This is a genomic window from Sinorhizobium medicae, assembly GCF_007827695.1.
In the GTDB taxonomy this organism is placed as follows: Bacteria; Pseudomonadota; Alphaproteobacteria; order Rhizobiales; family Rhizobiaceae; genus Sinorhizobium; species Sinorhizobium medicae.
On sequence record NZ_VITA01000005.1, the window covers coordinates 411,439 to 422,754 of the forward strand.

The 11,316-nt window shown below is 61.3% G+C and carries 12 protein-coding genes; 9 read left to right on the forward strand and 3 right to left on the reverse strand.

The window, feature by feature from the left end:
• Positions 1-60: 60 nt before the first annotated feature.
• The 5 genes from pstC to phoB all read left to right on the forward strand — a co-directional run bounded on the left by pstC (position 61) and on the right by phoB (position 5,270).
• Complete coding sequence (gene pstC / locus FB009_RS11635) at positions 61-1,545, forward strand: phosphate ABC transporter permease subunit PstC (RefSeq protein ID WP_011974333.1); 1,485 nt, start codon at positions 61-63, stop codon at positions 1,543-1,545.
• A complete protein-coding gene (pstA, locus tag FB009_RS11640; protein WP_018011060.1) occupies positions 1,542-2,864 on the forward strand; it encodes a phosphate ABC transporter permease PstA in 1,323 nt (440 codons plus the stop codon). Before pstC ends, pstA begins: the two co-directional genes overlap by 4 nt.
• 13 nt (positions 2,865-2,877) lie before the next feature.
• The gene (gene pstB, locus FB009_RS11645) at positions 2,878-3,693 is read left to right on the forward strand and encodes a phosphate ABC transporter ATP-binding protein PstB (RefSeq protein WP_011974335.1); all 816 of its coding nucleotides are present in this window, start codon (positions 2,878-2,880) and stop codon (positions 3,691-3,693) included.
• Positions 3,694-3,781: 88 nt separating this feature from the next.
• Positions 3,782-4,495, forward strand: coding sequence for a phosphate signaling complex protein PhoU (gene phoU / locus FB009_RS11650; RefSeq protein WP_011974336.1), 714 nt, complete (start codon positions 3,782-3,784; stop codon positions 4,493-4,495).
• A 91-nt stretch (positions 4,496-4,586) separates the two neighbouring features.
• The gene (gene phoB / locus FB009_RS11655) at positions 4,587-5,270 is read left to right on the forward strand and encodes a phosphate regulon transcriptional regulator PhoB (protein WP_003530178.1); all 684 of its coding nucleotides are present in this window, start codon (positions 4,587-4,589) and stop codon (positions 5,268-5,270) included.
• Positions 5,271-5,429: 159 nt separating this feature from the next.
• Here the strand turns inward: phoB and aac(6') are convergent, their stop codons facing one another.
• Positions 5,430-5,879, reverse strand: a complete 450-nt coding sequence (gene aac(6') / locus FB009_RS11660) for an aminoglycoside 6'-N-acetyltransferase (RefSeq protein ID WP_024325590.1) — start codon at positions 5,877-5,879, stop codon at positions 5,430-5,432.
• A 101-nt stretch (positions 5,880-5,980) separates the two neighbouring features.
• Positions 5,981-6,502: a GcrA family cell cycle regulator gene (locus FB009_RS11665; RefSeq protein WP_024312611.1), complete on the reverse strand. Its 522-nt coding sequence runs from the start codon at positions 6,500-6,502 to the stop codon at positions 5,981-5,983.
• A gap of 151 nt (positions 6,503-6,653) precedes the next feature.
• On the opposite strand from FB009_RS11665, the gene FB009_RS11670 reads away from it, so the two are divergent.
• From FB009_RS11670 to FB009_RS11685, 4 genes are all read left to right on the forward strand, one after another.
• Positions 6,654-6,899: a hypothetical protein gene (locus FB009_RS11670; protein WP_127574806.1), complete on the forward strand. Its 246-nt coding sequence runs from the start codon at positions 6,654-6,656 to the stop codon at positions 6,897-6,899.
• Positions 6,900-6,912: 13 nt separating this feature from the next.
• Positions 6,913-8,112 (forward strand): aspartate aminotransferase family protein, encoded by a 1,200-nt coding sequence (locus tag FB009_RS11675; RefSeq protein WP_011974339.1) that lies wholly within the window; start codon positions 6,913-6,915, stop codon positions 8,110-8,112.
• Positions 8,113-8,152: 40 nt separating this feature from the next.
• Positions 8,153-9,064 carry an ornithine carbamoyltransferase gene (argF, locus tag FB009_RS11680; protein ID WP_011974340.1) on the forward strand — a complete coding sequence of 304 codons (912 nt, stop codon included), beginning with the start codon at positions 8,153-8,155 and terminating at the stop codon, positions 9,062-9,064.
• Between the two features lie 408 nt (positions 9,065-9,472).
• A complete protein-coding gene (locus FB009_RS11685) occupies positions 9,473-10,465 on the forward strand; it encodes an Hsp33 family molecular chaperone (RefSeq protein WP_011974341.1) in 993 nt (330 codons plus the stop codon).
• Between the two features lie 88 nt (positions 10,466-10,553).
• Here FB009_RS11685 and apaG read toward each other — a convergent pair whose 3' ends face one another.
• Complete coding sequence (gene apaG, locus FB009_RS11690) at positions 10,554-10,946, reverse strand: Co2+/Mg2+ efflux protein ApaG (protein WP_011974342.1); 393 nt, start codon at positions 10,944-10,946, stop codon at positions 10,554-10,556.
• Positions 10,947-11,316: the final 370 nt, after the last annotated feature.

The window sequence follows — 11,316 nt, forward strand, 5'->3', positions numbered from 1 at the left end:
AGCCGCATTCTTCCGAACTTGACTGGCGGCTTGTGACGAGCCTGTCGCGGAGACGTGCCGATGAGTACTTCGCTCCTTCTCCTGATCATTGCCTTGATCGGTTTCATTGCGTTTCTTGCCGGCCGCTCCCGCTCGTTCGCCCGGTCCGGAGGCAAGCTCTCCAGCCTGCATTCCCTGCCCGGCTATCACGGCAGCTACGTCGCAATCTGGGCGACGTTGCCAGCGCTTCTTCTTCTTGCCATATGGCTCATCACCTCTCCGGTCTATATCGATTACACGGTTCGTTCGTCTCTTCCGGAACCGGTCCAAAGCCAGGGGGCAGCCACCCTCCAGCTGGCGCTCGGTCAGGTCAAGTCGGTTGCCGCAGGCTTCGAGCGGCTGAACGCGAGCGAGATCTCCGCGATCGAAAACGGTTCGGCCAACATGCGCGAGACGCTCGCCTCGAAGGGCGTCGCACTTGCCGGCGAGGGCGAGCCTTACATGGTCAAGGCCGCCCAGCAGTTCAACGCGATGCGGCAATATAGCCGCTGGCTGATGAGTGTCGCGGTGCTGCTCGTTTCCGTTGCCGGCGCTTTCTACGCACTCCGCAACATCGACGTCCGCTTCCGCGCCCGCAACCGGGTGGAGCGCGTCATGCTCGGCTCCCTCATCCTGGCCTCCTCCATTGCCATTCTGACGACGGTCGGAATCGTCGCCTCCATGCTTTCGGAAGCGGGTCGGTTCTTCACCATGGTGTCGCCCATGGAGTTCTTCTTCGGCACGGTCTGGGACCCGCGCTTCGCAGCGGCCGGAAGCGGCGGCGCTTCGGGCCAGTTCGGTCTGCTGCCGCTGCTTGCAGGCACGCTGTATATCGCATTCGTAGCGATGCTTTTCGCCGTGCCGATCGGACTCTTCGCTGCTATTTACATGGCGGAGTATGCGAGCCCGCGGCTGCGTTCCATAGCCAAGCCTCTGCTGGAGGTGCTCGCCGGTATCCCGACAATCGTCTACGGTTTTTTCGCGCTCGTCACAGTGGGACCTTTCCTGCGCGACATCTCCACGCAGCTGAACGGCGTCCTCACCGGAAATTACCAGAACTTCATTCAGGCCCAGAGCGTCATCACCGCCGGCATCGTCATGGGCATCATGCTCATTCCGTTCGTCTCGTCTTTGTCCGACGACATCATCACCCAGGTGCCGCGGGCATTGCGTGACGGTTCGCTCGGCCTTGGTGCGACGCGGTCGGAGACGGTGAAGAAGGTGATCCTGCCGGCAGCACTTCCTGGCATCGTCGGTGCGCTGCTGCTGACGGCATCGCGGGCGGTCGGCGAGACGATGATCGTCGTGCTCGCTGCCGGTGTTGCAGCTCGAATGCAGTTTAACCCCCTCGAGCCGATGACCACCGTGACGGTCAAGATCGTGAACCAGCTGACGGGCGACCTCGAGTTCACCTCGCCGCAGACCCTGGTCGCCTTCGCACTCGGCATCACGCTCTTCGTTATCACGCTGGGCCTCAACATCTACGCGCTCTACATCGTGCGCAAATATCGGGAACAGTACGAATGACCGAATTTGCCTCCCCGACAGCAAGGGTCTCCACCCGACCTGCTGCAAGCCGCCGCGATATCGGTATCAAGCGCCGCTATGCCGCTGAGCGCCGCTTCCGTGCCTTCGGATTCGGTGCCATCGCCATCGGCCTGTTCTTCCTCGCTGTTCTCCTCTGGAGCGTCGTTTCGAAGGGCTATACCGCCTTCCAGCAGACGACGATTACGCTTCCTATCGAGTTTTCCGAGAAGGTGATCGACCCGAAAAACGAACGGGCGACGGATCCAAAGCAACTCTTTACGGCCAATTACCCGCTCCTCGTGCGCGAGGCTCTGGTAAAGCAGCTCGGCCTCGACCCGGCGAAGCGGCCCTTGGTGAAGCAGGCGACCGATATGGTCTCCGCCAGCGCACGGTCGCAATTGCGCGACATCGTCGTCGCCGATCCCACGGTCATCGGCAAGACGATCCCCGTCACGCTGCTCGCCGACGCGAACATCGACTCCGCTTTCAAGGGTCAGATCGACCTCACCGTCGACGAAGCCAGGCGCAAGGTGAAAGACGAGCAGGTCGCATGGATGAACACGCTTGCCGAAGAAGGCGTGCTCAAGAAGAGCTTCAACACCGGCATCTTCACCTTCGGCGCATCGAGCCGTCCCGAAGCGGCGGGCGTCGGTGTCGCCCTCCTCGGATCGCTCTACATGATGCTGATCGTGCTCGTGCTATCGTTGCCGATCGGTGTCGCCGCCTCCATTTATCTAGAGGAGTTTGCGCCGAAAAACCGGCTCACGGACCTGATCGAGGTGAATATCAACAACCTGGCGGCCGTACCGTCCATCGTCTACGGTCTCCTTGGGCTTGCCGTTTTCATCAACTTCTGGGGCATGCCACGCTCCGCGGCACTTGTCGGCGCGTTCGTGCTGACGCTGATGACGCTCCCGACGATCATCATCGCTACGCGGGCGGCTTTGAAGGCTGTGCCTCCGTCGATCCGCTCTGCGGCGCTCGGACTTGGCGCTTCGAAGATGCAGACCGTCTTCCATCATGTGCTGCCGCTTGCGATGCCCGGTATCCTGACCGGCACGATCATCGGTCTTGCCCATGCGCTCGGCGAAACGGCGCCCTTGCTTCTGATCGGAATGGTCGCCTTTGTGGTAGACTTTCCGGGATCTCCGCTGGAGCCGTCCACGGCGCTGCCGGTGCAAATCTACATGTGGGCGAACGAGGCGGAGCGTGCCTTCGTCGAGCGTACGTCGGGAGCGATCATCATACTCTTGATCTTTCTCATCTTCATGAACCTCGGCGCAATTCTCTTGCGGCGTCGCTTTGAGCGTCGCTGGTAGTGGGGTAAGGACAATGAACATCATGTCGGAAGCTGCAGTCGAAAAGGCTCTTGACCAGAAAATGAATACGGTGCCCTTCAAGATGGTCGGCAGGGACGTGTCGGTCTATTACGGCGAGAAGCGCGCGCTTTTCGACGTCAATCTCGACGTTCGCGAGAATACCGTTACGGCGCTGATCGGTCCCTCCGGTTGCGGCAAATCGACGTTTCTGCGCACTTTGAACCGCATGAACGACACGATCGAGAACTGCCGCGTCACCGGCAAGATCACGCTGGACGAGGACGATATCTACGATCTGTCGATCGACGTGGTGGAACTTCGCGCACGCGTCGGGATGGTGTTTCAGAAACCCAATCCCTTCCCTAAATCGATCTATGACAATGTCTCCTACGGTCCGCGCATCCATGGCCTGGCGCGCACCAAGGCCGAACTCGACGCGGTCGTGGAAACGAGCCTGCAGAAGGCCGGCCTCTGGAACGAGGTCAAAGACCGCCTTCACGAGCCGGGCACCGGCCTTTCCGGGGGGCAGCAGCAGCGCCTTTGCATCGCCCGCGCCGTCGCAGTCAGTCCGGAAGTCATATTGATGGACGAACCCTGTTCGGCTCTCGATCCGATTGCGACCGCGAAAGTGGAGGAACTTATCCACGAATTGCGGGCGAATTTCACGATCGTCATAGTCACCCATTCGATGCAGCAGGCGGCGCGCGTGTCGCAGCGTACGGCCATGTTCCATCTCGGCAACCTTGTCGAGGAGAACGATACCGACAAAATGTTCACCAACCCGGACGATCAGCGCACCCAGGACTACATCATGGGCCGCTTCGGCTGAGAGCGGAGAGGAGCGGCGGTTTGCCGTCCCTTTCGGTGCGAGGCCGACCGAGCCCGTTCAGAGCAGCGCGTGTCCCGAGGAAACGAATATGTCTCACGCACACATCATGTCCGCCTTCGACGAAGAGTTGAAATATCTCACGCGCCGTATCTCCGAGATGGGAGGGCTTGCCGAGCAGATGGTCGCCGATTCCGTCCGCGCGCTCGTCAATTCCGATCTCGCTCTGGCCCAGAAGGTGATCTCCGACGACGCCATTCTGGACGATGCGGAGCGGCAGATCGGCGAAAAGGCGATCATCACCATCGCAAAACGCCAGCCAATGGCGTCGGATCTCCGTGAGATCATGGGGTCGATCCGTATCGCGGCGGACCTGGAGCGCGTAGGCGATCTTGGAAAAAACACCGCCAAGCGCGTGATTGCGGTTGCCGGTTCGGGCATACCGCGCAAGCTTGCGCGCGGTCTCGAGCATCTGGCCGAACTCGCCCTCGTTCAGCTGAAGGAAGTGCTGGACGTCTATGCCTCGCGTTCGCCGGAAAAGGCGAACAGCATTCGCGAACGCGATGAGGAGATCGACGCGATCTACACCTCGCTCTTCCGGGAACTGTTGACCTATATGATGGAAGACCCGCGCAATATCACGCCGTGCACGCATCTTCTCTTCTGCGCCAAGAATATCGAGCGCATCGGCGATCACGCGACCAACATCGCCGAAACGATCTACTACATGGCGACCGGAGCCCAACCGCAGGGCGAACGGCCGAAGGACGACATGACGTCCACATTGGGTTCCGTGACGGACTGAGGTTCGGCCACGCGCCCCGCCTGAACTCATCGTGATCTGGACCGTGCGCGGCGCCATGCCGGCTGTCGTGCGTAGGAAGGAGTCCTGCTGAATGTTGCCGAAGATTGCCGTAGTCGAAGACGAGGAAGCCCTGAGCGTTCTCCTGCGCTATAATCTCGAGGCGGAAGGCTTCGAGGTTGACACTATCCTTCGCGGCGACGAGGCGGAAATCCGCCTGCAGGAGCGCCTGCCCGACCTTCTCATTCTCGACTGGATGCTGCCCGGGGTTTCCGGCATCGAGCTCTGCCGCAGGCTGCGCCAGCGGCCCGAGACGGAGCGCCTTCCGATCATCATGCTGACGGCGCGCGGCGAGGAAAGCGAGCGCGTGCGGGGCCTTGCGACCGGCGCCGACGACTATGTCGTCAAACCGTTCTCGACGCCGGAACTGATGGCGAGGGTCAAGGCGATGCTCAGGCGAGCCAAGCCCGAGGTCCTGTCGACGCTCCTGCGCTGCGGCGATATCGAGCTCGACCGGGAGACGCACCGGGTGCATCGCCGCAGCCGCGAAGTGCGCCTCGGCCCGACGGAGTTCCGGCTGCTGGAATTCCTCATGTCCTCTCCGGGACGTGTCTTCTCCCGTTCCCAGCTTCTGGACGGTGTCTGGGGGCACGACATCTATGTCGACGAACGGACCGTCGACGTCCATGTCGGGCGTCTGCGCAAGGCGCTGAACTTCTCCAATATGCCGGATGTCATCCGCACCGTGCGCGGCGCGGGCTACTCGTTGGAAAGCTGAGGCTGACGGCCGACGACGCAGGCACCGCTTGCGGAGGGGCTTTCCGGCCAGGGCTCGAACTGAGGTAGAATACTATCCGAAGCAAACATCCGTCGCGAAGCTCCAGCTTTTGCGAGTGAGTTTCGCGACAGGCCATCCTCGTGGAAGGCCAATACCGGCCTACAGGGGCTTTCGAAAGAACACGACGCGCTGAGTCTCCTCAAATCCTAAAGCGGTATGGAGCGCATGGCTGGCTGAGTTCTCAAGCAGTGCGTCAGAGCCAAACTCAACACACCCAAGCGACCTGCCCCAATCGGCGACGGCATTGCAAAGCAATCGTGCGATGCCCTTTCGCCTGTCAACGGGCCGGACGTAAATCCCTTCGAGGAACAGAACGGGCGAGCTGCTGCATCCATTCACATAATCATGCCGCAAAGTGGCCTCAGCAAACCCGATAGCTTCATGCGCAGCATTTCGAGCGATGAACGCGACGGCTTCTTCATTTCCCGAAAGAAAAGCCCGGCCCAACTCAGCCCGATGATCTTCAAGCGAGTGATGCGGCCATAGTGCAGCCCGAAGCCGCGCCCATGGCTCAACGTCTTTTATAGTCCCGATCTCAATCGATTCCATATCAGGGCTGGAGCTTTCCGGCGCCATATCCGATCGCGTATTCGGAGCGGGATGCGGACGGAGAGCCGCGCGGACTTTTCCTCATCCCGCTCTGCTTAAGACTAGCGCATGCGCCGGCGCTCGGCTGAGGGCTGGTAGGCAAGCCGGGCGTGGTAGGTGCAATAGGGAGAGGCTTCCGGAGACTCGTTGCCGCAGAAATGGAACTCGTCCTTGAGCGGGTCGCCGATCGGCCACTTGCAGGTGCGTTCGGTGAGTTCCGTGAGCTCCAGCCGCCGCGACATGGGCACGACGACGTTGGTGTCGCGTACGATCTCCTGGTCCACTGCGAAGTCGAGTGCCACATCTTCCTTCAGCGCGGTCGCGCCTGCCGTCCGCGTCACGGTCCGGGTAACGGAGCGCGCGGCATAATTCGGTGCGCGAGGCGCGGACGCCGCCCGCTTGGGCCGAGCGGCGGCGGTCGTGTTCCCACCGGCCTTGGCGCGCCCGGGCAGGCTCAGGCGGTGAACCTTGCCGATGACAGCATTGCGACTGACGCCGCCCAGTTGTGCCGCAATTTGGCTGGCGCTCAGGCCCTCCGACCATAGCTTCTTAAGCTTCTCAACCCGCTCGTCAGTCCAGTTCATCTCTGCAATCCCCGTTCTCGGCGTTGGGATGGCGGAATCCATCACCGCTCCCCGGGAAATGCCCGGAGATTCAACGCGATAACACTTTTGGTGACTAGGTCCGCCGCATGCGTCTAGTAATTGAATATTAACCTACCGGCAGGGTGACTCCGTGGCAAGAGTCGCCGGAATCGCGCCGAATCGATTTTCCGGTTTTCCCCAACTTGCTGTCGGAGCGTTGCATTTTTGCAAGTCCCATGCGGCGCTTTTTTTCACGCTTCGCGATCGGTATCGCGAGGCGTCTGCAGACCTTGGTTTTGTTGACATTGCGGTGCGAAATGGGAATAGTGCCTCTCGCCGCCGCAAGGCGGCATTTTTAATTTTATCGGACCGAATGTCCGATGCGCCGCCGGGATGAAGGAGAGTTCAACATGGCCGCAACCACGCCGCTTTACGACACCTATATGCGCGCGCCGTTGCGTTTCGAGCGAGGTGAAGGCGTTTGGCTGATTGCCGAAGACGGCACGCGTTATCTCGACTTCGCCGCCGGCGTTGCCGTGAATTCGCTCGGTCATGCCCACCCGCATCTCGTCGAGGCATTGAAGGCGCAGGCCGACAAAGTCTGGCATCTGTCCAATCTCTACGAGATCCCGGGCCAGGAAAGCCTTGCACGCCGGCTGACCCAGGTCACGTTCGCCGACCGGGTGTTCTTCACCAATTCGGGTGCGGAAGCACTCGAATGCGCGATCAAGACGGCCCGGCGCTACCACTACGCCAAGGGGCATGTCGAGAAGTTTCACGTCATCACCTTCGAAGGTGCTTTTCATGGCCGCACGATCGCGACGATCGCCGCCGGCGGTCAGCAGAAGTATATCGAAGGCTTCGGCCCGAAGGCGCCGGGTTTCTATCAGGTCCCCTTTGGAGATATCGCTGCGGTCAAGGACGCGATCAATGACGAAACGGCGGCGATCCTGGTCGAACCGATCCAGGGCGAGGGGGGCATTCGGCTGGCGCCGAAAGAGTTCATGCAAGGGCTGCGCGAACTCTGTGACGAGTTCGGTCTGCTTCTCATCCTAGACGAGGTCCAGTCAGGGGTCGGCCGCACCGGCAAGCTCTTCGCCCATGAATGGGCGGGGATAAAGCCGGATATCATGGCCGTCGCCAAAGGCATTGGCGGCGGCTTCCCGCTCGGCGCCTGCCTTGCGACGGAAGCGGCTGCCGCCGGTATGGCTGCAGGCACGCACGGTTCGACCTATGGTGGCAATCCGCTTGCGATGGCGGTCGGAAATGCAGTGCTGGACGTCGTTCTCGCGGAAGGCTTCCTCGAGCACGTGCGCGAGGTGGCGCTAGTCTTCCGTCAGGGGCTCGCTTCCCTGAAGGATCGTTTTCCCGACGTTATCGAGGAAATCCGAGGCGACGGGCTTATGCTAGGCATCAAAGCGAAGGTCCCTACGGCGGATCTCCTGAAGGCAATCCGCGATGAGAAGCTGCTCGCCGTTCCGGCCGGCGAAAACGTGCTGCGCCTGTTGCCGCCGCTGATCACCACCCCGGCCGAGGCGCGCGAGGGGCTGGCGCGGCTCGAGCGCGCCGCGGAAACGATGGCCGGCAAGAGCGGGCACGCCGCGGCTTAAGCTCCACGACAAACGGATTTACGACAGGAACCAAGGCAGAATGACCAGACACTTCCTCGATCTCTCGGCCATGGCGGCTACCGACCTCAGGACAATCATCGACGATGCCCGTGTCCGCAAGTCGGCGACCAAGGCGGGGACCGCCGAGAAGCCGCTCGCCGGCAAGATGCTGGCGATGATCTTCGAGAAGCCGTCCACCCGCACGCGCGTTTCCTTCGACGTCGGCATGCGCCAGCTCGGCGGGGAGACTCTGTTTCTGTCGGGCACCGAAATGCAGCTTGGGCGGGCCGAAACGATCGGGGACACGGCGAAGGTCCTTTCACGCTACGTCGATGCGATCATGATCCGCACAACCGACCACCGCCGGCTACTGGAGATGGCGGAGCATGCGACCGTGCCTGTAATCAACGGACTGACTGACGACACGCATCCGTGCCAGATCATGGCCGATATCCTGACCTTCGAGGAGCACAGGGGGCCGGTCAAGGGCAAGACGATCGCCTGGACCGGCGACGGCAACAATGTGCTTCACTCGCTGATCGAAGGCTCGGCCCGCTTTGGATACCGTATGAACATGGCCGTGCCGCTCGGCTCCGAACCGCATGACAAGTTTCTGAACTGGGCGCGCAACAACGGGGGCGAGGTCCTGCTTAGCCACGAGCCGGAGCAGGCGGTCGCCGGTGCCCACTGCGTCGTCACAGACACCTGGATCTCGATGAACCAGGAGCACCGCGCCCGCGGGCATAACGTCTTCCAGCCCTATCAGGTCAACGGCGCGTTGATGAAGCATGCTGCGCCGGACGCCGTGTTCATGCATTGCCTGCCGGCGCATCGCGGGGAGGAGGTAACCGACGAAGTCATCGACGGCCCCCAGTCGGTGGTCTTCGATGAAGCGGAAAACCGCCTTCACGCGCAGAAGTCGATTCTTGCCTGGTGCATGGGCGCGGTCTGAGGCGCAAAGGGCGGGCGAGGCGTTCTCTTGAAATCTGTACCGCGCGACACAATCTTGGGCGGGAAGCGGTCGCTTCCTATCATCAAATCGGGCAAGCGGCCCCGTGCCGGCCATCACGCACTTGGCGCTGTGGATCACGCTCATGATTTTGCGTCGACCTGAAAGCGTGGTGATCTAGGGCGCTTCGGCGCCGAGCCACGCCGGCGGAGAAATTCGTTCATGGCGGGATCAAATGGAAGGGCGGACGGTTGTACCGCTGTGCGCCGGTGCACTCGATAGGGCGGTCGCGGACATGAAGATGAAGCGGGCAGTTTCCGTCCGGAGCCCGCATGGAGTTTGAAAGGGCCATGGCCACAATCCCCGGATTGGATCAATTCGGATGATCATGGTCGAGGCAAGGAGCAAGCAATGACAGAAACAGCGCCGGGACTCGGCGAGTTCGATTTTGCCGGTGACGATCAGGTCGTGCCCTTCCAGGTCGAGGGGCTCGACGTGCGCGGCCGCGCCGTTCAACTTGGTCCGATGCTGGATGCAATTCTCGAGCGGCACAGCTATCCGCTTCCGGTAGCCCGGCTTGTCGCCGAAACCGTGGTGCTGACAGTGCTGCTCGGGACGTCCCTTAAATTCGAAGGCAAGCTGATCGTCCAGACACAGGGTGATGGGCCGGTTGACCTCGTTGTCGCGGACTTCTCGACGCCGGACCGCGTTCGCGCCTATGCCCGCTACGATGAGGAGGCGCTTGCCGCTGCCGAGAAAAACGGGCGGTCCCAGCCTCACGAGCTGCTGGGTAACGGCATTCTCGCCTTCACCATCGACCAGGGTGCGCATACGCAGCGCTACCAGGGCATCGTCGCGCTTGACGGAGCGACGCTCGAGGAGATCGCGGGCGCCTATTTCCGGCAATCGGAGCAGATACCGACCAGGGTGCGTCTCGCCGTTGCCGAGCTTCTCGACAAGGACGAGAACGGCAAGCCTCGGCATCGCTGGCGCGCCGGCGGCATGGTCGCGCAGTTCCTGCCCGATGCGCCCGACCGGATGCGACAGCCGGATCTGCCGGGCGGCGACGGCGAGGCAGACATCGAGGATATCTTTGACGAGGACGATCTATGGGCGGAAGCCAAGGTGATGGTCGAGACGATCGACACCGATGAGCTCACCGATCCCACAGTCGGAACCGAAAGACTGCTGTACCGGCTGTTTCACGAGCGCGGTGTTCGCGTCTATGAACCGCAGGCGGTCTATGACCGCTGCAGCTGCTCGCGCGAGAAAATCAGGGATGTTCTGACTGGGCTCGGCGACGAAGATATCGAAAGCAGTGTCGAGGACGGGCTGATCAAGGTCACCTGCGAGTTCTGTTCGACGACCTACCGCTTCGAGGCGAGTGAGGTCCGTACCCAGTGAGAAGCTGCCCAGGCTTCAAGTCTCCCGTGCCCGGCAGGCGGTCGCTTGCGGGGAGAAGGAGGCCGGCAGGCCGCATGAGGGCGCTTTTCTAGTTAAGGGTGCGGACAAGGCCCGGAGAATCAAGCGAGAAGGCGGGAATGGCGACATTGAAGGTCTCCCCGCCTTCCGCCTCCATGCTGTAATGTCCGAACATCACACCGGATGGCGTGTCCAGCGGGCAGCCTGAGGAGTATTCATAGGTATCGCCCGGATTGAGCAGCGGCTGCTCGCCGATCACGCCGGGCCCGCTCACCTCGTCTACCTGCCCGTTCTCGTCGGTAATGTGCCAATAGCGGGTCATCAGCCGGACCGCGACGTCGGAATGGTTCGCTATGATGATGCGATAGCCCCAGACATAGCGGCTGTCGTCGGGATCAGACTGTTCTTCGAGGTAATACGGCTCGACCGTCACCTCGATATCGTGCGTCAGTGCGCGGTACATGTGCAACACCCTGTTTCAAATCCCTACGCGTATTCTATAGCATTATGGTTTCGTCAAGAATAACAGCAAGATTATGCGAGTGGCAGTCAAATTCCCCGGAGCATTGCGGGCCTGAGCGCTGTGTCTGGTGCTTGTTACCGTCTTCCCAGTGCTTGCTGGTGCAGCACTCCGGCAGCGCTGTGTCTGCGTCTTTTTCAACGCTGGGACTTGGACTGGCTGGCAACTGTGTTTGTCAGGTGGTTCGTCGGAAGGTTGTTTTGTCCCTGATGATGGCGTTTGCGATGGCGAGCAATTTGCGGGCAAGCGCAATGATGACGACCTTGAAGGGCTTGCCTGCCTCCTTCATTTGGTCAGCATGGGACTTAAAAGC

Excerpts from the sequence above, each read along its gene's own strand:
- pstC (WP_011974333.1), top strand. The coding sequence starts at position 61 with ATGAGTACTTCGCTCCTTCTCCTGATCATTGCCTTGATCGGTTTCATT.
- pstA (WP_018011060.1), top strand. The coding sequence starts at position 1,542 with ATGACCGAATTTGCCTCCCCGACAGCAAGGGTCTCCACCCGACCTGCT.
- pstB (WP_011974335.1), top strand. The coding sequence starts at position 2,878 with ATGAACATCATGTCGGAAGCTGCAGTCGAAAAGGCTCTTGACCAGAAA.
- phoU (WP_011974336.1), top strand. The coding sequence starts at position 3,782 with ATGTCTCACGCACACATCATGTCCGCCTTCGACGAAGAGTTGAAATAT.
- phoB (WP_003530178.1), top strand. The coding sequence starts at position 4,587 with ATGTTGCCGAAGATTGCCGTAGTCGAAGACGAGGAAGCCCTGAGCGTT.
- FB009_RS11665 (WP_024312611.1), bottom strand. The coding sequence starts at position 6,502 with ATGAACTGGACTGACGAGCGGGTTGAGAAGCTTAAGAAGCTATGGTCG.
- FB009_RS11675 (WP_011974339.1), top strand. The coding sequence starts at position 6,913 with ATGGCCGCAACCACGCCGCTTTACGACACCTATATGCGCGCGCCGTTG.
- argF (WP_011974340.1), top strand. The coding sequence starts at position 8,153 with ATGACCAGACACTTCCTCGATCTCTCGGCCATGGCGGCTACCGACCTC.
- FB009_RS11685 (WP_011974341.1), top strand. The coding sequence starts at position 9,473 with ATGACAGAAACAGCGCCGGGACTCGGCGAGTTCGATTTTGCCGGTGAC.
- apaG (WP_011974342.1), bottom strand. The coding sequence starts at position 10,946 with ATGTACCGCGCACTGACGCACGATATCGAGGTGACGGTCGAGCCGTAT.